Raw genomic sequence first — 21,731 nt, forward strand, 5'->3', positions numbered from 1 at the left:
TACCGGGCTCACACCTTACCCCAGCTCTCTGAACGTATCAAATATACATACTCTTCTTGCTCATCGATTTCATCTATTGAAGTTACTTGTGATTATAAATTATATTTTTATATTTGTAAAGCGCAATTTATTTTTTGTTATTGGAGAACTTCCCCCTCTAATTTCCGTAAAAAACTTTCTCTTTTTTCCTCGCTTTGCACATATACTGATTTCAATACTTCTTGTAGCAATATATGTCGTTCTCTCTTTTCTAACTGCAACTCTTTTAACTTGATTCTTACTTCATATAGAAACTCTAAATATATTTCGTATGTTTCATCATATTTATTTGCGATATCATCTCGAATTTTTTTCGCAAGCTTTGGACTTGCTCCTCCAGTAGAAACCGCTATATTAAGTAACCCACGATGAATTGCCGCCGGAAAATGAACATTACCACTTTCTGGGTTTGTAATAACATTTACCAATTGATTCTCTGCGCTATCCTCAGCAACTTGTTCATTTAATATAGAATCACTACTCGCTGCGACAACTAAAAAAGCATCTTTAATATCACTTTTTTCATACTCTCTTTGATACCAACGAATTTTCTTCTCCTCCACAAGTTTCACTAAATTTGCGTCTAATTCCGGACTTACTACAACTATATCCGCACCTTGTTTTAGTAAAGGAATAATTTTAAATCCCGCAACTTTCCCTCCACCAATGACAACAACACGTTTCTTATCAACTCGCACTGTAAGTGGATACATATTGATCTCCTCTCAATATTTCCTTCGTTTTTTGGATTAACATTTCTCTAAACGCTTCATTCTTTCCTAAATACGGGCTTATTTTTATTCCTTCCAATTCATATTGACGCACTTCTTTTTCAATATATTTCATAAGTAATCCTGTAAATAACAAATAAGGTAGCACAATGATATGCTCTTCTTTTCGTTCTACAACTTCCTTCAATTTCCCCTCAAATTTTGGTTCTGCAGCCGCTAAAAAACAAACTTCTACTTTATCAATTTTTCCCTCCGCTTGAAATAAAGCAGCGATCCGATTTATATCTTGTAAAGTTTCAGGATCGCTACTGCCCCTTGCGACAAGTAAAAGTGTCACTTTATTTTTATATTCTTCAATACCGCTTCCTTTATATACCGATTTTATAAGTGTTCTTGATACACCAAATGGATTACCGTAAGTCACTTTAATATGAGGAAATTGATCATTTAACTTTTGTAATTCAAACGGAATATCATTTTTCACATGACCTGCCGCTAATAAAAATACAGGAATAGCGATAATCTCTGTCGCACCACGCTTCACACATGTACGAAAGCCTTCTTCAATAGAGGGATTCGCTAACTCTAAAAAACAAACTTCTTGAATCGTTGCCTCTATACGGCTCATACATGACGTAATAAATTGAATTGCCTCTTCTTTCGCTTCCCTCAACCGACTTCCATGACATATATATAAAATAGCCTTCATTTTACAACACTCCACTTACTTGATAGGCATTTTCCGTTTGTTTCTCAAACCAATGAATCTTTTCTCTAAAACGGACAACTTCTCCAATTACAATCATGCTCGGATTTTGAATTTGTTCTTTTCTCGCAACCTCCACAATTGTTCCTAACGTCCCGACAACTGTGCGCTGCATAGACGTCGTTCCCCGCTCAATAATAGCAGCAGGTGTATTTTTTTCTTTCCCATGCTTCATAAGTTGTTCACATATGTAGGGCAAATTACTAACCCCCATATATACTGCTAAAGTCTCTACACCCTTCGCTAAACTTTCCCACTTTACTTCCTCTTCAGCATCTTCTTTCCTGTGTCCTGTCACAATAGCAAAACTTGCACTTGCATCACGATGGGTCACCGGAATCCCCGCATAAGCAGGTGCAGCTATTCCAGAGGAAATACCTGGGACGATTTCAAATGGTATCCCTTGCTTCGCTAGCGCTTCAGCTTCTTCTCCACCTCTACCAAATACAAACGGATCTCCCCCTTTTAACCGCGTTACAATTTTTCCTTTTTTTGCGTATTTAATAAGAAATGTATGAATCGTCTCTTGCTTCATCGTGTGATAATTCGGGAGCTTCCCGCAATAAATTAAATCCGCTTCAGGCTTTGCGTACGAAAGCAACTCTTTATTCACAAGACGGTCGTATAAAATAACATCTGCCTTCTCAATACATTTCAATCCTTTCACAGTGATTAAATCTGGATCCCCAGGGCCCGCTCCAACGATATATACTTTTCCCATCAGCTCTCCTCATTTCTACTATTAAAGTGAAACTTCCATCCTTATATACGAATGGAAGTTTTCATTACTTCATATTTCAATGTTCCTTACTCATGAATAACAAAGGCCGCGCTTTTTCGAATCTTCTTTTTTTCAAATAAGGAAATCTCCTTTATTTCCGGTAACGGTAAAAAATGTTTTTCAAGCTCAATCTCTGCAAGCTTAAATGCCTGTTCTTCACTTTGAGCAACGACAACAATCGGAACGATATTATTCGCTAATACAGCTTCAAATCGGTATAAGTCCATATTGCCCCTCCTAAGACGCTATAACTTCCTCTAACACGTTATTTAACGCTATTTGTAATGTATCTACGCCGATACGTTCAACAAAATCATAAAATGTTTCAGCTGGTAACTTGTTTTTTTTGAAATAACTTATAAATGATGCGAGCACATCCGGTAAATCTTCACCGTCTATTTTCCCTTTTAGCTTTTGATTATAAGCACCGCCATCTAGTAACGTTCCGCCGACATAAATTTCAAACGCCTCAACAATTCCTTTTTCCTTCGTTTTCATTTTCACCCCTTGTAATCCAATGTCAGCAATTTGACGTTGACCACATGAATTCGGGCATCCTACCATATGAATTCGAACAGGAACGTCGAGTGCAATTTGTGTATCTAAGTACTCAGCGATTTGGCGTAACCTTTCTTTCGTTTCTACTAATGCGAGATTACAATATTCAATACCTGTACATGAAACCGCATGACCAATAAATGATTTCGGATTTGCAGAAATTGCTTCAAATAATGGTTCGCTTAATAAGCCTGCAACATTCTCTGGCGGAACATTCGGAATAATGAAGTTTTGCGAGTTACAAGTACGAATTTGCCCGTTACCATATTGCTTTGCAATTCTTGCAATCTCAAACATTTCTTCTGCATGTAAACGCCCTACAGGCACATTAAAGCCGACATATTTTAGTCCCTCTTGTTTTTGATCTTGAACACCATAAAAATAACCTGCATTCCATCCTTTTAATGCACTTTCTCCTTTACTTTGTAAAGGTCCTGTATGCTCTAGTAGTTTCTCTTTAAATTTCTCCGCTCCCCAGTCTGCAACAAGAAATTTCAAGCGTGCTAAATGACGCTTTTCACGATATCCAAAATCTCGGAATATAGTAGCAATCGCAATTGCTACCGCCTTCACTTCTTCTGGTAGAACGAATACATCTAATTCTTCCGCTAAATATGGACGAGCTGATAATCCTCCGCCTACTTTTATATGAAAACCAACTTTTTTCTCACCATTTATTTCTTTCGTAGCAGGTGTAAATGCCACACAGTTAATCTCCGCATTTGCTGAATTATAAATGTTAGAACTAATGGACATTTTAAATTTACGTGGTAAGTTAGAAAACTCTTCATTATGTTGAAAGTAGTCATATACCTCTTTTACAATACCTGTTGTATCAAACAGTTCATTTGCATCAATTCCCGCAAGTGGATTTCCTGTAATATTACGCGTTATATCACCACACGCCCCTGCTGAAGATAATCCAACTCTCGCTAACCTTTTAAAAATATCTGGAATTTGCTGAATCTCTAACCAATGAAACTGAATCGCCTGTCTTGTCGTAATATCGATTACATCACGTCCATAGTCCTCAGCGATAGAAGCAAGCGCTTCTGCCTGCGCATTTGTAATAATCCCAGAAGGAATATTTACACGCATCATAAAGTATCCAGCTTCTTTCGGACGCTGCAAATACAATCCTGCCCATTTAAATGCGTCCCACTCTTCTTTCGGAATAGATTCGAATCCATTCTCCGCATAGTAAGGAATGTCATTAAAGATTTCCAATCCATCTTTTTCTAATTTATTCTTCTCAGTCTGATTTAATTTTTCATTGTTAGCCCATACTTTTTCATAACTCATTTTTAATCCCCCTATATAAAGTGAATCTTTAATCAGTGAGGATTGTGTTCATCTCCCACTGAGTATTAGCCTTAACCAATCAGGCATTTACAGACGGCAGGGCTCCCACCTAACTTCTTTGCCCAAGCCGAATTTTGAGGTAGGTGTTTTACAGCCCGTTAGTGCGGGATAAAACTACGCTCTTGTAAATACTTCACAATTTGTTCTGCACATTCTTCAATAGAATACTTATGTGTTTCTACAATTAATTCTGCTCGTTCTGGCTCCTCATATGGTGAATCAACACCAGTAAACTGTTTAATATCACCTTTTCTTGCCTTTTTATAAAGACCTTTCGGATCACGTTTTTCACACTCTTCAATCGGACACTTCACAAACACTTCAATAAATTCATCCGCCGCTAATAGATCTCTAACTTGTTTTCGGTCTACTCGAAATGGTGAAATGAATGCTGTAAGAACAATCGTTCCTTGATCTACGAATAGTTTAGAAACTTCACCGATACGACGAATATTCTCTGTACGATCACTTTCAGAAAACCCTAAATCATTATTTAAACCGTGGCGTATATTATCCCCATCTAGCACATAGTTTCCGATATTCTTTTCAAATAGTTTACGAGCAACCGCATTCGCTACTGTAGATTTACCCGAAGCTGATAAACCCGTAAACCAAATTACAAAACTATGATGACCACTTTTCACTCTTCTCTCATCTTTTGAAACAGAGGCTGTATGCCAAGTAATATTTGTATTCATCTCTTTCTCTCCCTATTTTGTTACTACACCTTTTTTCAAACCTTTAATTAGCACTTCCACTACTTCTTTACGACTAAATGTACTTGGCGGAATCTCACCGTTTCTTAATAGCTCCCTTACTTTCGTACCGGATAAAATGACATGATCCTCTTTTCCGTGCGGGCATGTTTTCGTTGAAGCCATTGCTTCACATTTCCCGCAGTAAAAGCTATGTTCAAAAAATAGCGGTGTAATCCCTAACTCTTCCACTGTAAAGTTTGTAAAAATCTCTTGCGCTTCATATGTTCCATAATAATCTCCTACCCCGGCATGATCACGCCCTACAATAAAGTGGGTACATCCAAAATTCTTTCTTACTAATGCATGAAATATCGCCTCTCTTGGCCCTGCGTAACGCATCGCCGCAGGAAACACACCTAAAAAGACACGATTTTTCGGATAATAGTTTTGAAGTAATACTTCATAGCTTTCCATCCTTACATCAGCAGGAATATCATCTGATTTCGTTTCCCCAACAAGCGGATTCAAAAAGAGACCATCTACAATTTCAAGAGCAGACTTTTGAATATATTCATGAGCGCGATGTACCGGGTTTCTCGTTTGAAACCCAACTACTGTTTTCCAACCACGCTTTTTAAATTCTTCTCGCGTTTCAATTGGATCTAAATGATAAGAAGGAAATTGATTATTTTCAAAGCGTTTTGTAAGAATAATAGCTCCTCCAACGTAAACGTTTGGTCGTTCATATAATTTTTTCACTCCTGGATGAGCCTCATCCGTCGTTTTATATACAAGTAACGCTTCTTTTTCTTTATCTGGTACAAAAATATCTTCTATTTGAATGACACCATATATTTTCCCATCGTTAACAAGCTTTACTTCCTCTCCAACTTCCAGCCTCTCTGCTACACCTTCTGTTACCGGCAATGTAATTGGTATACTCCATATGCTCCCATTTGCTAAACGAAGAGTTTCTACGACCGAATCATAATCATTCTTACCTAAGAAACCTGTCAGTGGGCTATATCCACCTGTCGCTAGTAGCTCTAAATCACTTAACGCAACGTTGTCTAATTTAATTTCTTTTTCAATTTGTGATACGTCGTATGTCTCATCTATACGGTTTACTAATTCGTTTCTTGTACTCATTTTCTATATCCTCTCTTAGCTTTATTTTTCAATTCATCTTATTGATCATGAAGACCACATTCTGTTTTCAGTTTTCCAGCCCATCTACCATCTCTTGAATCGCCACCATCTACAGGTAACGTACACTTCTCACACCCAATACTTGGATAGCCAACATCATGTAATGGGTTATACGGCAAACTATGTTTGTATACATATCGCCACACTTCTTTCCATGTCCAATGAATAAGTGGACAAATCTTAATAGATTGAAAACGACGATCTTGATTTATAAAGTTTGTATGTTTGCGAGTTTCTGATTGTTCCCTTCTTAAACCTGATATCCACGCCTTTTCATTTGCTAACGCTTTTTCTAAAGGTAAAATTTTCCTAATTTTACAACAAAGATTCGGATTGCTTTCCCATAGCCTGTCACCATGCAACTTTGCTTGTTCATCAAGTGTAAGTTCTGGCTGTTTTTCTATAATGTTTAATGAAGGAAATCGTTCCCGCACTTTTTGAATTAATTCATACGTTTCTTGAAAATGAACATTTGTATCCAAAAATACAACTTTAGCAGATGGATTTACTTGGTTTATAAGATGCAGTAGTACCATACCTTCCACTCCAAAGCTACATGCGTATACGATTTCTTCTTTATATTCTTTATAAGCCCAACTTAATACAGATAGCGCGCCTTTTGTTTCATCTTCTTCTGAAAATGAAACACCATTTTCAGCCCACGTTTCATACGTCAACATGTTTTTTCCCCCTGTAAAAGCAAAAAGACGGTTTTAACCTAATACAATAGGTTAAAACCGCCTCTAGTTTTTCTAGTCAGCGCTTTTTACTTTAAACGTACTTTTTCACTTTTCTCTAACTGAATGACTTTTCCATCTTGCACAACAATTGTAATTGAACCATATTTCATATCAGCAAGCATCGCTTGAATCTTCTCCGATACTTCATCAAAATGTTCCCGTACACTCACGCGAACAGCCCCCCTTTTTATTCATAAAAAAAATCTTTCCCATTTCGAAAAGACTGTTCGGTAATATATTTTACCTTATCTTTCAAAATGGATTCCATTTTGCTGGATTTAGCACCTTGCTTTCTATAAGCAGGTTGCCGAGCTTCTTCGGGCCAGTTCCCTCCGCTTCTCTTGATAAGCTTTGTATTTGTATTTTATCACAATTCTGATTTTTTTCAATCCTAGTTTTCCGATATATTTTAATTATTTTATTTTACAAAAAAGGAATTGCCCATCCGAACAACTCCTTTTCTCTATTTAAACAAGTTCTTTAATACGTATGCGATCGTTCCCAATAATATTTTCATATGTTTCGCGTTCCACTACAATTTGCGATGTTCCACCTTTCGCAAAGACGACAGCTGGTCTCCGAATTCGATTATAATTATTCGCCATCGAATAGCCATATGCTCCTGTACAAGAAATTGCTAGTAAATCGGAAGAAGCGACTTTTGGTAAATGAATATCCCAAATCAGCATATCTCCACTCTCACAACATTTCCCAGCAATCGAAACGAGTTCCTCATTCGCATCATTCCCTCGATTCGCTAACATTGCTTCATAACGAGCGTTATATAAGGCAGGTCTTAAATTATCCGTCATTCCACCATCTACCGAAACATATTTTCTTATGCCAGGAATATCTTTCACCGATCCGACTGTATAAATTGTCGTTCCAGCATCACCTACAATACTACGACCTGGTTCAACCCAAATTTCTGGCAATGGATAGTTACATACTGTAAATTGTTCTCTCACTGCACTCGTTACAGCTCGCACATATGTCTCAAGTGTTAATGGCGTATCCGAATCTGTGTAGCGTATTCCGAACCCTCCGCCTACATTTAACACCTTTACTACATAGTTTGTTTGCTCTCTCACTTCTACTAAAAATTGGCGAAGAACTTCAATTGCTCGAACAAAACCAGCTGTTTCAAATATTTGTGATCCGATATGGGAATGAATACCTAGCACATTATAATTTGATTTTTGTAAAGCAAGCTCAATTGCCTGCATCGCTTGACCATTTGAAACACCAAATCCAAATTTTGAATCCTCTTGGCCTGTTGTAATATATTCATGTGTGTGCGCCTCTACTCCAGGCGTTACACGAATTAATATGTTCACAAATTTCCCATGTTGCACTGCTAAATCATGCAAAATTTCTAATTCTAAAAAATTATCGACTACAAAACAACCAATATTCGCCTGAAGAGCCATCACAATCTCTTCTTCTGTTTTATTATTGCCGTGAAAATGAATGCGCGATGCCGGAAACCCTGCTTGAAGCGCAGTATATAATTCCCCTCCAGAAACAACATCTAACGACATATTTTCTTCACGAGCTACTCGGCACATCTCCATGCACAAGAACGCCTTGCTTGCATACGCTACTTGATAAGAGAAACCACTTTCTTTAAAAGCACGATGAAACGCGCGGCACTTCCCTCGAATTGACTCTTCATCGTATACATAAAGTGGTGTTCCGTATTGTTTTGCTAGCTGCGTCGTATCGCACCCTCCAATTTCTAAGTGTCCTTGCCCATTGATTCGGCTCGTGCCGTGTAAATACATTTGAATTCCTCCCTTATTTCCTCTAAAACTCATAACCCCAATCTTCTATTCATTGCAGCACGCTTTTAGATAGACAAAAAACGCGCGGAACAATGTTCACACGCGTTTCTTATTAGGAAAAATATATATTGAAAAAATAAACGAGTTGTTATCTCCTCAAAATAAGAAACCGCATCAACATCTCCAAATAGCTCTCCATAAAATAAATCTTATGACAGTACTACATTTATTCAATGCAGTCCCAATATATGAATAAGATGGTTATTCTTATATTTCGGCAATAGTCCCTTTCAACCTATGATCACAGATTCCATTAAATCTCCCATAGCTTACTCTTTCCTATCGCGGCCTCTACCTTTGAGAGTAGATGAGGTAAGTCTATTTAATTTTCAAACATCTAATTGTTGCTATTAACAATACCAAAGGACCATTTTATTTGTCAAACAATTTTTTATATTGTTTTTTTACAGTTTAGTTTTGTATCATTTGGTAAGCGCTTTATCATGATCTTTGTCACTTCCCATTCGCCTTCTTCGTTATTAAATGTGATCGTTACTTTTTCAAATGGCGGCACAATTTTCCCACCAACGTGTTCATACTTCGTCACTTCAATAACCGCTTGAAATAAATATGTACCACTATACACTTTTTTTAAACTAATAATTTTAGGACATTGATAAGGCTTCAAACTCCCATATTGTTTTTCAATTGCTTTATTTATTTTTGGAAATAAAACAGAATAAAGTGCATCTTCCATAAGGGGTGCATCATATTGGGCTACAGAAACACTCGGTGAAGCAAAAAGTATACAACTACTGCATGCAATAAAATATAATAATTTTCGCATTATAACCTCCGTATTATTACGTGATTCTTTCTGCGCACGATCATTATCATACAAAGAAATTCCATTTTATTGTCTCCCATCGCTCTTTTTCTACTCAATTATTATAAAAAAGTCCACAACTCTCTTTTATTTTCGTATAATGATACTCATAGTATAATAATCATAATAACAAAGGACTGTTCGTATATATAAAATGAGGCGCTAATCAAATAGGCCCACAAGAACTGTCATGCTTTTTAGGAGAGGAGTATATTATGCTACAACGTCTGTTTCCAAAACTGCGATTTGCACTTATTGCAGTCGTTTTATTATGGATAAAAACATATATTGTGTACAAGCTAGCATTCGATATTAAAATTGATAATTTCTTTGAAGAGTTTATGCTTTTTATTAATCCACTAGCTGCGTTACTTTTATTTTTCGGTTTTGCTTTATTTGCATCCAAACACCGAAACCGCATTATAGTTGGAATTAGTTTTATACTATCATTCATTTTATTTGGAAATGCAATGTTTTATGGGTTTTATAACGATTTCGTTACGTTCCCAGTGTTATTTCAAACAAATAATATGGCTGATTTAGGGACGAGTATAAAAGAACTCTTTACGTATAAAACATTACTTTTATTTGCAGATGCGATTATTTTAATGTTTCTTTCACGTAAATTCCCAGCATTTTGTGACAAGACGCCGCTTTCTCGCTCTGAAAAGCGTACTTTCTTTAGCGGTGTAACAGCTCTATTAGCACTACAAATTGTTGTTTCCGTTATTTATAAACCACAAATGTTCTCACGCTCATTTGACCGTCAAACTGTCGTGAAAAATTTAGGTTTATACACATATCATCTATTCGATATTACACTTCAATCAAAATCTTCAGCTGAACGTGTATTTGCAAGTGGGGACGGGTTCTCTGAAATTAAAAACTATACGGACTCAAAAGAGAAGCAAGTTGATAAGAACTTATTTGGAGCTGCAAAAGGTAAAAATGTGATTTTGATTTCAATGGAATCTACACAAAGTTTTGTTATTAATAAAAAAATAAATGGAAAAGAAATTACTCCATTTTTAAACGAATTTATTAAAGATAGTTTTTATTTCGATAACTTTTATCATCAAACAGGACAAGGTAAAACTTCTGATGCTGAATTTATCGTCGAAAATTCACTTTATCCGTTAGACCGCGGTTCTGTATTCTTTACTCACGCAACAAATGAATATACAGCTACACCAGAACAATTAAAGAAATACGGATATTCTTCTGCTGTCTTCCATTCAAACGATAAAGCGTTTTGGAATCGTGATGTAATGTATCCTGCACTTGGATATGATCGTTACTTTAATTTAAATGATTACGTAGGTACAGAACAAATGTCTGTCGGGTGGGGATTAAAAGATAAAGAGTTCTTTGAGCAATCTATTCCAAAGCTAAAATCTTTACCAGAGCCGTTCTATACAAAATTCATTACTTTAACAAACCATTTTCCGTTTCTTCTAAATCCAGAGGATCAATATGTTGATGAGTTTAATTCAGAAAGTGGCGTTTTAAACCGCTACTTCCCAACCGTTCGTTACACGGATGAAGCTCTTAAATTATTTATTAATCAATTAAAAGCAGAAGGACTGTACGACAATTCCGTTATTGTCATTTATGGTGATCATTACGGTATTTCTGAAAACCATAACGCAGCTATGGCTCAGTTCCTTGGGAAAGACGCTATTACACCGTTTGATTCTATGCAATTACAACGCGTCCCTCTCATTATTCATGTGCCTGGTCAAGAAGGAAAAGTCATTTCTAAAGTATCTGGTCAAATTGATATTAAACCAACTCTTCTTCATTTACTTGGTATTAAAACAAATAAATCCGTAGAATTTGGAACTGATTTATTCATTAAAGAGAAAGACCCTCTTATGATCATGCGGGACGGTAGCTTTGTTTCGGAAGAGTATGTTTACACAAAAAACATGTGCTACAAACGAAATACGGGGGCAGAAACCGATTTAACACTATGTCAGCCGTATATTGAAAAAGCAAAAACAGAATTAAAACTTTCCGATAAACTGATTTATGGAGATTTATTACGTTTCGATCCTAACAATCGATTTAACACTGGAACGATGACAACGAAATTTGAATAGTTCAGGAAGCAACTTTATAGAAGTTGCTTCCTTTTTTTACTTATTTTTCGAATTATTCTTCTACGAAATCTTTCACAAATTGGGAATTTTTTTCGTATGAGGAATAAATTTATGGTATGATAAAATGAGTAAACTTTCATAAACTAATTAAGAATTCATTACAGAAAGCAAGGGATCAGATTTTGTATAGAGCAGCTATTCCAAACTTATTTACGCTCGGAAATTTATATAGCGGATTCTTATCAATCGGCTATGCATCTTTAGGATATTATAAATCAGCTGCTATTTTAGTACTTATCGGGATGATGTTAGATAGTCTTGATGGTCGTGTTGCTCGTTTATTACGTGTGGATTCACAAATGGGGAAAGAGCTTGACTCGCTTGCGGATGTAGTAACATTTGGTGCAGCACCTGCTGTTTTAATGTATTACACATCATTCTCCAACTATGGAATCATCGGACTATACATAGCGGGACTATTCCCTCTTTTCGGAGCATATCGCTTAGCACGATTTAATGTAACACCATCTTCTACTTCAATGAAATATTTCACTGGAGTTCCGATTACAGCAGCGGGAGGGCTTGTCGCTTTCTTAACCTTATTTTCACATACCATTCCAAAAATCGTTCTAATTACAGTATTTGTAACGTTCGCATTTTTAATGGTAAGCCGCATTCGTATCCCAAGTTTAAAAGATGTACCAATTCCACGATATAGCATCATTATTACACTATTTTTAGTTGGAATCATTATCACAATGTATCAAACAGGGTTTGGTAATTTTTCTGTTTTCCTATTCATTGCCATCCCACTATACATTTTGTACATGTTATCTCAATTCATTAGACAAAGACCGTCAAAAAAAGCAAATAAAGAAAAATAAAAAGAAACCTTCCACATCCGGAAGGTTTCTTTTTATTTTTCTAGGCGATATGCCTCTGATTAGCATTTCACTTTATTTTGTAACGAATACTTTTTGATTTACAGGTGTCACTGCTTCTTCCCCGTTCAACACAGCCAAAATATTTCTTACAGCCATTTCAGCCATCGCGTCACGCGTTTCAAATGTTGCATTTCCTACATGAGGAGCAAGCACAACATTCTTTAATCCTTTTAGCTCTTCTGTAATTTTCGGTTCAAACTCAAACACATCAAGAGCTGCCCCTTCAATTTCATTCGTTTTTAATGCATGAGCAAGTGCCGCTTCATGCATAATTGGTCCACGTGAAGCATTTACAATATACGCTGTTTTCTTCATCATTTTAAACTGTTCTTCATCAATCATATGATGCAATTTCGGATTATACGCACAGTTAATTGTAATAAAGTCTGCTGTTTGTAATAATTCTTCCAACGTTACATACGTTGCTCCTAGTTCGTTCTCAGCTTCAAGCTTACGATTAGGCCCTGTATATAAAATATTCATTCCAAACGCTTTCGCACGCTTTGCAACTGCCTTCCCGATTTCTCCAAGACCAATAATTCCAATTGTTTTACCATGTACTTCTCGGCCTAAGAAAAATAAAGGTGCCCATCCGTTAAATCCAGTCGTACGACATAACGTATCCCCTTCAGGAATTCTACGTGCAGCTGCTAAAAGAAGTGCAAATGTTAATTCTGCTGTCGCTTCCGTTGATACTTTCGGTGTATTCGATACTACAATTCCTTTTTCGCCTGCATACGTATAATCAATATTGTCATAACCAGCACCATAGTTTGCAACAATCTTTAAATGAGGTGCTGCATCAATAACTTCTTTCGGTACCTTTGTAGAAAGTAAACTTAACAATGCATCTTTATCTTGTACACGCTCTGTTAATTCATCTAAAGAAATTAACTCCTCTTTATCATACATTTCTACATCGTGATCTTTTAATAGTTCTAATCCGATTTCTGGAATTTTCCCTGCTACTAATATTTTTGCCACTACTAACACCTCTTCTATAGAAAATAAGATATCTCTTATCTTTCATTGTAAGAAATCCGTATATAAAAACCAAGGAATTTGATTATAGTTTTGAAAATCGACACTTTTCCATGAAAAAAGAGGAGATGCAAGTCTCCCCTCTTTTTACGCTTTTTCTTGTGATTCTTTTCCAAGCTTCACATCAATTGTTCCTTCTGCAACTGTATCGCTAATTTGCTCCTCAATAACCGATTGAGATGTAGCATTCGTTTCAGAAGTATAAGCTTGTTGCTGTGCGCCTTGTACATTTTGTTGATTTTGTTGTTTCGGCATTTCTTACCCTCCTTTTTATTCTTTCTTATTTTGAACAAAAAGGGATGTTTTCATCAAAAAATCGTGATCATTTTGAAATTGTTACTTCTTCTTCAATTAATTTCATTGCTCTGACTCGTTTCGTAAATGTTGCGATATGAGAGATGCCATGTGTTCGTAATGTTTGCACATTTTCTTTTACATATTTCCCTAAATCATTCGGATAATGTGCATCCGAAGAAATCGTAATAGGAACTCCATATTTAGCTAACACTTGTAGATAGAGCGGACTTGGACACATTTCACGGACAGGATAGCGATAGTACAATCCTGCATTTATTTCTGTTGCAATATTTGTGTCTACTAACGCACGAGCAATTTCCTTATAATAAGAAAGCTGCTCATTCTCATCCAACCTGTAATTAAATACTTTTATATTATCTAGATGAGCTATAATATCAAATAGCTCAGAACGAACCGCACGCTCGACAGTTTTGAAAAACGTATCATATAATGCATGTAAATCATGTTCCTCAAAATACGCCTTCGTATCTGGATTATCGAAACCCCAGCCGTTTAAAAAATGAACAGAACCAATTACATAATCAAAGTCTCCTAGCACTAATAAGTTTTTCAGCTCTTCTTCACAACCAATAAAATAATCCGCCTCAATTCCAAGTTTAAGTGTGACGCCTTTTTTACTCCAACGTTCTTTCGCTTCTTCAATCGCCTTTGTAAAATCATATAGTGAAACGACTCTTACTTGGTCTAACCATTCCTTTTGTAAACGACCAAGCTTTGAATCACTAATATCTACATATTTTTCATAATATCCTTTCGCCTCATGAAAACGATATAAATGATCAACAATCCCGACTTCTTTTATACCTTTTCGCAACGCTTCTTCTAAATATAAATCAATCCATTTTGCTGTAAATGGTCCTTCCTTCACACGTCTTTGCAAACGCTCTTGTGTTTTCATAAGCCAATTGATAGAATGTCTTTTTTCTTGAAGCGGTTCATAATATTCCATTGCTTCATTTATTTTAGCAAGCCACCCTATTGAATATGGCCCTTCTTCTAAGTGAAGATGATAGTCCACTTTCATATGTATTCCCCCTTATAATGTATCTATTTCTTTTCGATCCCCTACCCTCGAAAGCTTTCCATTTCGTTCTTTCACTTCTTGCATGATATCTTCCAATGTAATGTTTTTTTCAGCTAATAGCACGAAGCAGTGATAAAACACATCAACCATTTCTTTTACGAGTTCATCTTTATCATTATTTTTAGATGCGACGATTACTTCCGCACACTCCTCACCAATTTTCTTTAAAATTTTATCTTCTCCTTTTGAAAATAAATAATTTGTATATGATTCAGGCAATGGATTTTCCTTTCGTTCTTCAATTGTTTCAAATAATAACTTAAAGACATTTTCCATATGTATCCCCCTATATAATTTTATAGTGAAAACATGTTTTCTCTCCCGTGTGGCAAGCAGGTCCTACTTGCTTTACGACAACAACAATTGAATCTTGATCACAATCTAAATAAACCGATTGTACATATTGGACATTTCCTGATGTTTCTCCTTTATTCCATAACGATTGTCTCGAGCGAGAATAAAACCACGTTTTTTTCGTTTTCAGCGTTTTTTCATATGCTTCTTCATTCATATAAGCTAACATTAAAACTTCTTTTGTACCTTCTTCAATTACAACTGCTGGTAGTAATCCTTTTGAAAAGTTAGGTTTCATAGCCGCACCTCAACGTTAGCTTCTCTTAACTTTCTCTTTACACTCTGTACAGTTTCCTCACCATAGTGAAAGATGGATGCCGCTAATGCTGCATCGACTGTTGTCTTTTGAAAGACTTCTATAATGTGATCAGCATGACCACATCCGCCTGACGCAATGACTGGAACAGAAACACTTTTTGAAATTTCTTCTGTTAACTGAAGATCATATCCATTTTTCGTTCCATCTGCATCCATACTCGTTAACAAAATTTCACCTGCACCTAGCTCAGCAACGCGCTTCGCCCATTCTATCGCATCTATTCCTGTATCAACTCTGCCTCCGTTCACGTATACATTCCACCTATCTTCCGCTACTTTTCTAGCATCAATTGCTGTGACAATACATTGTGAGCCAAAATGTTCTGCTCCTTCCTGAATTAGCCTTGGATTCCGTATAGCTGCTGAATTAATCGAAATTTTATCCGCACCAGATCTTAGTAAATTATATATATCTTGAACATTAGAAATCCCTCCGCCTACTGTAAGAGGAATAAATACTTTTGAGGCCGTTTTTTCTACAACATCCAGAATCGTTTTTCTTCCTTCGTGCGTCGCAGTAATATCCAAAAATACAATTTCGTCTGCTCCCGCATCATTATATAAAGCGGCTATTTCGACCGGATCACCAACGTCTCGTAATCCTATAAAATTCACACCCTTTACGACTCTCCCTTCTTTCACATCTAGACATGGAATAATTCGTTTCGCTAACATAGCTTTGTTACCTGTAACACTTCTTCTAAATCAATCGTTTTCTCATAAAATGCCTTTCCAATTATGACACCGTATATATTCATAGCATTTAATTTTTTTACATCTTGAATAGTTGCCACTCCTCCAGAAGCGATAAGACGAATATCCACACTATTTTGTAATGACCTTAATTGTTCAAAATTCGGTCCTGCAAGCGTCCCGTCTTTCGAAATATCCGTAAACACAATTGTTTTGACACCTAATTTTTCCATCTGTTTCGCTAAATCAATGTAAGAAATTTCAGACACATCAAGCCAGCCCCTCGTTGCCACAAAACCATTTTTCGCATCAATTCCAACGATAATTTTCTCTTCATATAAACGAACTGCTTCTTCTAAAAATGACTTATCATAAAGGGCAGCTGTTCCTAAAATCACTTTATCTACACCAACTAATAATAACTTCTCCACTGCTGCAAGTGATCGAACCCCGCCTCCAACTTGCACGGGAATACGTATCGCTCTGCATATTTTTTCAATTACGGAAAAATTTAATGACTCCCCAGCAATTGCACCATCTAAATCAACAATGTGTAACCTTCTCGCTCCCAGTTTTTCAAATATAATTGCTTGTGCAACCGGATCTTCATTCATGACAGTTTCTTTACTAAACTCTCCTTGATAAAGCCTAACGCATCGCCCTTCTTTTAAATCGATTGCTGGGAAAATTTCCATTCTTCTACCACTCCTTTAAAATTCTTTAAAATACGTATTCCAATCTCTCCACTTTTTTCAGGATGAAACTGCGCACCAAATACATTTTCTTTCGCTACAAAACCAGGTACTCGCACTCCATATTCACTTGCCCCACACACAATTTCATCTGGACAATCTGCATAATAAGAATGAACATAATATACGAAGGCACTGTCTTCTATCCCATTCCAAAGCGGAAACTCCCTTTCTTTCATTAATTCATTCCACCCCATATGTGGGATTTTATAAGGAACTTTTAACTTTCGAATAACACCAGGCAATAAGTGTAATCCGCTACATTCTTTTAATTCCTCACTTTTTTCAAATAAAAGCTGCATTCCTAAACATATACCAAGGAGCGGTTTCCCTATATCTCCAATTTCTTTAAGTACACACACTAAATCTTTTTCTTCTAATACGTCCATCGCTTTCGGAAATGCACCTACTCCCGGTAAAATAACTCCATCACTTCTCAATATTTCTTCCTTATCACTCGTTACGACATACTCTGCTCCAACGTACTGTAATGCTTGTTCTACACTGCGAATATTCCCCATGCCATAATCTATAATGGAAATCAATTACAACATCCCCTTTGTTGAATTTACACCAGTAATATTGACATTTTTATCGACTGCCTCTCTAAGCGCTCGACCAAATGCTTTAAATAAAGCTTCAATTTTGTGATGTGTATTACTTCCGTATAGAATGCGAGCATGTAATGTAATATTGGCAGCATGAGCAACTGCTCTAAAAAATTCTTCCGTTAATTCTGTATCGAAATCGCCTAATTTGGGATTTGTTAATTCTCCCTGAAACACAATATAAGAGCGACCACTTATATCAATTGCAACAAAGCCTAAAGACTCATCCATCGGTACATATGCCGATCCATACCTGTTAATACTCTCTTTATTTTGCAATGCTTCTTTCAAACAATTTCCGAGTACAATTCCTACATCTTCAACTGTATGATGAGCGTCAACAAATACATCTCCTTCTGCTTCAACTTGTAAACCAAATCTTCCATGTCTTGCAAACAAAGTTAGCATATGATCAAAGAAACCTACTCCCGTTTGCACAGACACATTCGTACTTTCATCGAGCTGCAAACTTAGTTTAATTTTTGTTTCTGTCGTCTTACGTACTTGACTGGACTCACGCATTATTCTTCCTCCTCAAATCTAATTTGGATTGCTCTCGCATGCGCATGTAAACCTTCTTTATTTGCTAGTTCAACAATATGATGTTGTACACTCTTTAACGCTTCTTCTGTATAAGAAACGAAGCTTGACTTTTTCACAAAATCATCGACTGATAACGGAGAGAAGAATCTTGCCGTTCCACTTGTCGGTAATACGTGATTCGGTCCTGCCAAATAATCACCGAGCGGCTCAGGTGTATATGGTCCAAGGAAAATAGATCCTGCATGCTTCACATAAGCTAGAGCATTCATCGGTTCTTTTATATGTAGCTCTAAATGTTCCGGAGCGATTTCATTTGATAATTGGAACGCCTTTTCTAATGAAGGAACAACACAAATTGCTCCATTTCTTTTTATAGATTCACGAGCAATCTCACTTCTTGGTAATGTCCCTAACTGTCTTTCAATCTCTCTTTTTACTCCTTTTGCTAGCTCTATATTCGTTGTAATACAAATAGCTGTTGCTCTTTCGTCATGCTCTGCCTGTGACAATAAATCAGCAGCAATATAATTGGCATTCCCTGTTTCATCAGCGATAACTACAATTTCTGATGGTCCAGCAATCATATCGATATTTACTATTCCGTATACTTCTCGCTTCGCTAGAGCAACGTACAAATTTCCCGGTCCAACTATTTTATCCACTTTCGGAATCGATTCCGTCCCATACGCTAAAGCAGCAATTGCTTGCGCACCACCGGCCATATAAATTTCATCTACTCCCGCAAGGTTTGCGGCTGCTAATATATGAGGATCAATTCCTCTTTCTCTCGGCGGTGTTACCATTATAATTTTTTTCACACCTGCGATTTTGGCTGGTAATACATTCATTAATACGGATGAAGGATAAGAAGCCGTCCCCCCCGGCACATATACACCTACATTTTCTAAAGGCTGAATGAGTTGCCCTCTAATTACCCCATCACTCACGCAGTCAAGCATCGATTGCCTGTTTTGCTTTTCGTGATAGGAGACAATGTTTCTCTTCGCTTCTTGTAACGCTTCTAGAAAAGTATGTTCCACTAACATACTCGCTTTTTTTATTTCTTCCTCACTTACACGAAAATTTGTAACCTCCACACGATCAAACTTTTTTGTGTACAAAGATAAAGCCTCATCTTTACTCTCTCTTACGTTTTGAACAATTTCTCTTACACTTCTTTGAATAGTTTCTTCTATTATATTAGCTCTTTCTCTTAGCACTTTTATTTTCGTTAATGCCTCTTTGAAATCTTCATAAATGATTTCCATTTTAATCCTCCTATTTACCAGACAAAATTTCTTGCTCCATCATATTTATAATACTGAATATTTCGTCTTTTTTAGTTTTTAAAGCTGCCTTATTTACAATTACTCGAGCTGATATAGAATACATTTCCTCAAATACAATGAGTCCATTCTCTTGTAATGTTTTTCCCGTTTCAACAATATCAACAATTGCATCTGCTAATCCTAAAAGAGGAGCAATTTCTACAGAACCTTCTATTTTTATAATTTCTACATCTTCCCCCTTTTCGTGAAAATAATTGGAAGTGATGTGTGGATATTTCGTAGCAATTCGTTTCTTCCGGTAACTCTTCGGATTATACGTAGGAATAGAAGCGACACAAAACTTACACATCCCCACCCCTAGATCTACCATTTCATATACATCTTTCTCGTTTTCCATTAGAATATCTTTTCCAACAACACCGATGTCAGCCACGCCATGTTCTACATAAGTAGCAACATCTACCGCTTTCACTAAAATAAATGAAACATTTGTGTTCTTACTTTGAAAGACAAGCTTTCTCCCTTTATCTTTAAGCTCTGAACAATCAATTCCAATTTGCTCAAACAATGGAATCACATGCTTTTCTAGTCTTCCTTTCGTTAACGCAATTTGAATGTTACGCATGAAGTCTCCCCTTCTTTCTGAACGACCCATTTCTCTTTCCAAACATATTCCACTAATGATTCATTCTTTGCCTCAACGACCGTTACGATTTTATTTTTTCTTGCAAATTGAAAGGTGTCGTTTAAATTAGAGAATAGAGATAACCTAGCATTCTTTCCATCCTTTCGAAGTAAGCTTCGTAACCTTTCTGCTTCCGCTACTCTATTTAATTCATAATGAATCATCATATCTATTGACTCTCGTTCATACGATACTTGCTGCTCTTGCAATGCCTTAACGATTTGATTTACTTGCACCGCGAGTCCAACTGCTGACACCATCTCACCAAAATTACCAATTAACTCATCGTATCTTCCGCCACTAACAATCTCTTCTCCAATTTCATATATATAACCTTTGAAAATAACACCCGTATAATAATCTAAATGTTGAATCATCCCTAAATCAATAGATATGTAAGATCCATATCCCAGTTTTTCAATTGCTTCATATATTTCTTTCACTCTTGCAATGGCCATTTTCATTTCATTACTTGAGGCAAGTTTTTCCGCTTCCTCAATAACCTCTAAATTTCCAAATAGCCTTGGCAATTTCTCAAGTAAGCTTACTGTTTCATCACAGCGGTCTAATTTCTTTTCTTCGATAAAATTTGAGAGGGCAGCGTAATTTTTACTTTCTATATAAGTTCTAAGTACTTTCTCTTCTTCATCATGGATGGAGAGTTTTTTTACAATACATTTATATAACTGTACTTGCCCAATCTCAATTGTAAAAGATTTCACCTTCAACTTTTGAAGTGCTTGAATGACACTTATTACACATTCAATTTCAGCTCTTACATTATCGATCCCGATAATTTCAATACCACTTTGCACGATTTCATTATACTTTCCAGAATGGGACTCATTCGCTCGAAATACATTCCCGCTATACGTCACTTTCAGTGGCGTATCCCATCTCTGCGTTCCAATCACTCTCGCTAAAGGAATCGTCATATCAGGACGCAGTACAATAATCCGTCCCTTTTCATCAAAAAATTTATACATCTTCTCTTCATCTATCGGCCGATTTTGAAAAGCAAACACATCATAAAACTCAATTGTAGGTGTCCTTATTTCCTCATAGCCTCTCTCTAAAAATGTACGTCTTAAATTTTGTTCCACTTCCTCGATTAACGTACACTCTTCAAATAAATAATCTCTCGTTCCATTCGGATTCGCCCTTTTCCACTTTGTCATCTAAATTCTCACACCTTTCCCTTTCTAATGTATGCCCATTTCATTCACCTAAACCGAAAATAAAAAGAGCCTTGTAGACAAAATACCTACAAGGCTCTTTAGTAGAGTGTAGGTACAACGGGAATAACCCTTGTACCTACACGTTTTCACGCTAGGTTCAAGGGTTTCATGTATGATGATGTAGTTGTGTAAGCATTGTAATAGATCGCACGATATTCATAATACTTACTCCCTTTCTCCTCTGATTTTCACATAGTATATAACAGTT

At 36.4% G+C, this 21,731-nt stretch carries 25 protein-coding genes, 2 riboswitches and 1 other annotated feature (1 of these 28 only partly in view); of the genes, 2 read left to right on the forward strand and 23 right to left on the reverse strand.

Annotated elements, in window-relative coordinates; all coding sequences use genetic code 11:
• Nucleotides 1-73: a binding site (T-box leader), on the reverse strand (it extends 176 nt beyond the left edge of the window).
• A 64-nt stretch (nt 74-137) separates the two neighbouring features.
• The 11 genes from EUC40_RS18820 to EUC40_RS18870 form a co-directional block, all read right to left on the reverse strand.
• Nucleotides 138-752 (reverse strand): NAD(P)-binding protein, encoded by a 615-nt coding sequence (locus EUC40_RS18820; protein ID WP_071709832.1) that lies wholly within the window; start codon nt 750-752, stop codon nt 138-140.
• Nucleotides 727-1,479, reverse strand: coding sequence for a sirohydrochlorin chelatase (locus tag EUC40_RS18825; protein WP_151625684.1), 753 nt, complete (start codon nt 1,477-1,479; stop codon nt 727-729). Before EUC40_RS18825 ends, EUC40_RS18820 begins: the two co-directional genes overlap by 26 nt.
• Before the next feature lies 1 nt (nt 1,480).
• Nucleotides 1,481-2,257, reverse strand: coding sequence for a uroporphyrinogen-III C-methyltransferase (gene cobA / locus EUC40_RS18830; protein ID WP_071709834.1), 777 nt, complete (start codon nt 2,255-2,257; stop codon nt 1,481-1,483).
• Nucleotides 2,258-2,343: 86 nt separating this feature from the next.
• Nucleotides 2,344-2,544 carry a DUF3906 family protein gene (locus EUC40_RS18835; protein ID WP_071709835.1) on the reverse strand — a complete coding sequence of 67 codons (201 nt, stop codon included), beginning with the start codon at nt 2,542-2,544 and terminating at the stop codon, nt 2,344-2,346.
• A 10-nt stretch (nt 2,545-2,554) separates the two neighbouring features.
• Nucleotides 2,555-4,177, reverse strand: a complete 1,623-nt coding sequence (locus EUC40_RS18840) for a nitrite/sulfite reductase (protein WP_151625682.1) — start codon at nt 4,175-4,177, stop codon at nt 2,555-2,557.
• Between the two features lie 158 nt (nt 4,178-4,335).
• A complete protein-coding gene (gene cysC / locus EUC40_RS18845) occupies nt 4,336-4,935 on the reverse strand; it encodes an adenylyl-sulfate kinase (RefSeq protein ID WP_001095373.1) in 600 nt (199 codons plus the stop codon).
• A gap of 12 nt (nt 4,936-4,947) precedes the next feature.
• A complete protein-coding gene (sat, locus tag EUC40_RS18850) occupies nt 4,948-6,084 on the reverse strand; it encodes a sulfate adenylyltransferase (protein WP_156576266.1) in 1,137 nt (378 codons plus the stop codon).
• 38 nt (nt 6,085-6,122) lie between these two features.
• Complete coding sequence (locus EUC40_RS18855; RefSeq protein ID WP_156576267.1) at nt 6,123-6,824, reverse strand: phosphoadenylyl-sulfate reductase; 702 nt, start codon at nt 6,822-6,824, stop codon at nt 6,123-6,125.
• A gap of 86 nt (nt 6,825-6,910) precedes the next feature.
• A complete protein-coding gene (locus EUC40_RS18860; protein ID WP_000116159.1) occupies nt 6,911-7,054 on the reverse strand; it encodes a YezD family protein in 144 nt (47 codons plus the stop codon).
• A gap of 72 nt (nt 7,055-7,126) precedes the next feature.
• Nucleotides 7,127-7,235, reverse strand: a riboswitch (SAM riboswitch).
• A 116-nt stretch (nt 7,236-7,351) separates the two neighbouring features.
• Entirely contained in the window at nt 7,352-8,668 is a 1,317-nt protein-coding gene (gene lysA / locus EUC40_RS18865) for a diaminopimelate decarboxylase (protein ID WP_156576268.1), read from the reverse strand.
• 180 nt (nt 8,669-8,848) lie between these two features.
• Nucleotides 8,849-9,030, reverse strand: a riboswitch (Lysine riboswitch).
• An 89-nt stretch (nt 9,031-9,119) separates the two neighbouring features.
• Nucleotides 9,120-9,515: a DUF3888 domain-containing protein gene (locus EUC40_RS18870; RefSeq protein ID WP_001228818.1), complete on the reverse strand. Its 396-nt coding sequence runs from the start codon at nt 9,513-9,515 to the stop codon at nt 9,120-9,122.
• A gap of 254 nt (nt 9,516-9,769) precedes the next feature.
• Between EUC40_RS18870 and EUC40_RS18875 the strand changes: the two genes are divergently transcribed.
• Both EUC40_RS18875 and pssA read left to right on the forward strand, forming a co-directional pair.
• Nucleotides 9,770-11,656 carry an LTA synthase family protein gene (locus EUC40_RS18875; protein WP_071709840.1) on the forward strand — a complete coding sequence of 629 codons (1,887 nt, stop codon included), beginning with the start codon at nt 9,770-9,772 and terminating at the stop codon, nt 11,654-11,656.
• Between the two features lie 182 nt (nt 11,657-11,838).
• Entirely contained in the window at nt 11,839-12,540 is a 702-nt protein-coding gene (gene pssA / locus EUC40_RS18880; RefSeq protein WP_000285417.1) for a CDP-diacylglycerol--serine O-phosphatidyltransferase, read from the forward strand.
• Between the two features lie 72 nt (nt 12,541-12,612).
• Here pssA and EUC40_RS18885 read toward each other — a convergent pair whose 3' ends face one another.
• From EUC40_RS18885 to EUC40_RS18940, 12 genes are all read right to left on the reverse strand, one after another.
• The gene (locus EUC40_RS18885) at nt 12,613-13,584 is read right to left on the reverse strand and encodes an NAD(P)-dependent oxidoreductase (RefSeq protein ID WP_071709841.1); all 972 of its coding nucleotides are present in this window, start codon (nt 13,582-13,584) and stop codon (nt 12,613-12,615) included.
• Nucleotides 13,585-13,728: 144 nt separating this feature from the next.
• Entirely contained in the window at nt 13,729-13,896 is a 168-nt protein-coding gene (locus EUC40_RS18890; RefSeq protein ID WP_098663049.1) for a DUF4025 domain-containing protein, read from the reverse strand.
• Nucleotides 13,897-13,963: 67 nt separating this feature from the next.
• Entirely contained in the window at nt 13,964-14,983 is a 1,020-nt protein-coding gene (locus EUC40_RS18895; protein ID WP_156576269.1) for a histidinol phosphate phosphatase domain-containing protein, read from the reverse strand.
• A gap of 12 nt (nt 14,984-14,995) precedes the next feature.
• The gene (gene hisE / locus EUC40_RS18900) at nt 14,996-15,319 is read right to left on the reverse strand and encodes a phosphoribosyl-ATP diphosphatase (protein WP_071709844.1); all 324 of its coding nucleotides are present in this window, start codon (nt 15,317-15,319) and stop codon (nt 14,996-14,998) included.
• A gap of 10 nt (nt 15,320-15,329) precedes the next feature.
• Nucleotides 15,330-15,635 (reverse strand): phosphoribosyl-AMP cyclohydrolase, encoded by a 306-nt coding sequence (hisI, locus tag EUC40_RS18905; protein WP_071709845.1) that lies wholly within the window; start codon nt 15,633-15,635, stop codon nt 15,330-15,332.
• The gene (gene hisF / locus EUC40_RS18910; RefSeq protein WP_000880118.1) at nt 15,632-16,390 is read right to left on the reverse strand and encodes an imidazole glycerol phosphate synthase subunit HisF; all 759 of its coding nucleotides are present in this window, start codon (nt 16,388-16,390) and stop codon (nt 15,632-15,634) included. The genes hisI and hisF overlap by 4 nt, the downstream gene beginning before the upstream one ends.
• The gene (gene hisA, locus EUC40_RS18915; protein WP_156576270.1) at nt 16,384-17,103 is read right to left on the reverse strand and encodes a 1-(5-phosphoribosyl)-5-[(5-phosphoribosylamino)methylideneamino]imidazole-4-carboxamide isomerase; all 720 of its coding nucleotides are present in this window, start codon (nt 17,101-17,103) and stop codon (nt 16,384-16,386) included. The genes hisF and hisA overlap by 7 nt, the downstream gene beginning before the upstream one ends.
• A complete protein-coding gene (gene hisH / locus EUC40_RS18920; RefSeq protein WP_156576271.1) occupies nt 17,076-17,705 on the reverse strand; it encodes an imidazole glycerol phosphate synthase subunit HisH in 630 nt (209 codons plus the stop codon). Before hisH ends, hisA begins: the two co-directional genes overlap by 28 nt.
• Nucleotides 17,706-18,290, reverse strand: coding sequence for an imidazoleglycerol-phosphate dehydratase HisB (gene hisB / locus EUC40_RS18925; protein ID WP_156576272.1), 585 nt, complete (start codon nt 18,288-18,290; stop codon nt 17,706-17,708).
• Complete coding sequence (gene hisD, locus EUC40_RS18930; protein ID WP_156576273.1) at nt 18,290-19,579, reverse strand: histidinol dehydrogenase; 1,290 nt, start codon at nt 19,577-19,579, stop codon at nt 18,290-18,292. The genes hisB and hisD overlap by 1 nt, the downstream gene beginning before the upstream one ends.
• A 10-nt stretch (nt 19,580-19,589) precedes the next feature.
• Complete coding sequence (gene hisG / locus EUC40_RS18935) at nt 19,590-20,225, reverse strand: ATP phosphoribosyltransferase (protein WP_001244468.1); 636 nt, start codon at nt 20,223-20,225, stop codon at nt 19,590-19,592.
• A complete protein-coding gene (locus EUC40_RS18940) occupies nt 20,201-21,463 on the reverse strand; it encodes an ATP phosphoribosyltransferase regulatory subunit (protein ID WP_156576274.1) in 1,263 nt (420 codons plus the stop codon). The genes hisG and EUC40_RS18940 overlap by 25 nt, the downstream gene beginning before the upstream one ends.
• Nucleotides 21,464-21,731: the final 268 nt, after the last annotated feature.

This window comes from Bacillus luti, assembly GCF_009739945.1.
Taxonomy (GTDB): domain Bacteria; phylum Bacillota; class Bacilli; order Bacillales; family Bacillaceae_G; genus Bacillus_A; species Bacillus_A luti.

Excerpts from the sequence above, each read along its gene's own strand:
- EUC40_RS18820 (WP_071709832.1), bottom strand. The coding sequence starts at position 752 with ATGTATCCACTTACAGTGCGAGTTGATAAGAAACGTGTTGTTGTCATT.
- EUC40_RS18825 (WP_151625684.1), bottom strand. The coding sequence starts at position 1,479 with ATGAAGGCTATTTTATATATATGTCATGGAAGTCGGTTGAGGGAAGCG.
- cobA (WP_071709834.1), bottom strand. The coding sequence starts at position 2,257 with ATGGGAAAAGTATATATCGTTGGAGCGGGCCCTGGGGATCCAGATTTA.
- EUC40_RS18835 (WP_071709835.1), bottom strand. The coding sequence starts at position 2,544 with ATGGACTTATACCGATTTGAAGCTGTATTAGCGAATAATATCGTTCCG.
- EUC40_RS18840 (WP_151625682.1), bottom strand. The coding sequence starts at position 4,177 with ATGAGTTATGAAAAAGTATGGGCTAACAATGAAAAATTAAATCAGACT.
- cysC (WP_001095373.1), bottom strand. The coding sequence starts at position 4,935 with ATGAATACAAATATTACTTGGCATACAGCCTCTGTTTCAAAAGATGAG.
- sat (WP_156576266.1), bottom strand. The coding sequence starts at position 6,084 with ATGAGTACAAGAAACGAATTAGTAAACCGTATAGATGAGACATACGAC.
- EUC40_RS18855 (WP_156576267.1), bottom strand. The coding sequence starts at position 6,824 with ATGTTGACGTATGAAACGTGGGCTGAAAATGGTGTTTCATTTTCAGAA.
- lysA (WP_156576268.1), bottom strand. The coding sequence starts at position 8,668 with ATGTATTTACACGGCACGAGCCGAATCAATGGGCAAGGACACTTAGAA.
- EUC40_RS18870 (WP_001228818.1), bottom strand. The coding sequence starts at position 9,515 with ATGCGAAAATTATTATATTTTATTGCATGCAGTAGTTGTATACTTTTT.
- EUC40_RS18875 (WP_071709840.1), top strand. The coding sequence starts at position 9,770 with ATGCTACAACGTCTGTTTCCAAAACTGCGATTTGCACTTATTGCAGTC.
- EUC40_RS18890 (WP_098663049.1), bottom strand. The coding sequence starts at position 13,896 with ATGCCGAAACAACAAAATCAACAAAATGTACAAGGCGCACAGCAACAA.
- EUC40_RS18895 (WP_156576269.1), bottom strand. The coding sequence starts at position 14,983 with ATGAAAGTGGACTATCATCTTCACTTAGAAGAAGGGCCATATTCAATA.
- hisE (WP_071709844.1), bottom strand. The coding sequence starts at position 15,319 with ATGGAAAATGTCTTTAAGTTATTATTTGAAACAATTGAAGAACGAAAG.
- hisI (WP_071709845.1), bottom strand. The coding sequence starts at position 15,635 with ATGAAACCTAACTTTTCAAAAGGATTACTACCAGCAGTTGTAATTGAA.
- hisF (WP_000880118.1), bottom strand. The coding sequence starts at position 16,390 with ATGTTAGCGAAACGAATTATTCCATGTCTAGATGTGAAAGAAGGGAGA.
- hisA (WP_156576270.1), bottom strand. The coding sequence starts at position 17,103 with ATGGAAATTTTCCCAGCAATCGATTTAAAAGAAGGGCGATGCGTTAGG.
- hisB (WP_156576272.1), bottom strand. The coding sequence starts at position 18,290 with ATGCGTGAGTCCAGTCAAGTACGTAAGACGACAGAAACAAAAATTAAA.
- hisD (WP_156576273.1), bottom strand. The coding sequence starts at position 19,579 with ATGGAAATCATTTATGAAGATTTCAAAGAGGCATTAACGAAAATAAAA.
- hisG (WP_001244468.1), bottom strand. The coding sequence starts at position 20,225 with ATGCGTAACATTCAAATTGCGTTAACGAAAGGAAGACTAGAAAAGCAT.
- EUC40_RS18940 (WP_156576274.1), bottom strand. The coding sequence starts at position 21,463 with ATGACAAAGTGGAAAAGGGCGAATCCGAATGGAACGAGAGATTATTTA.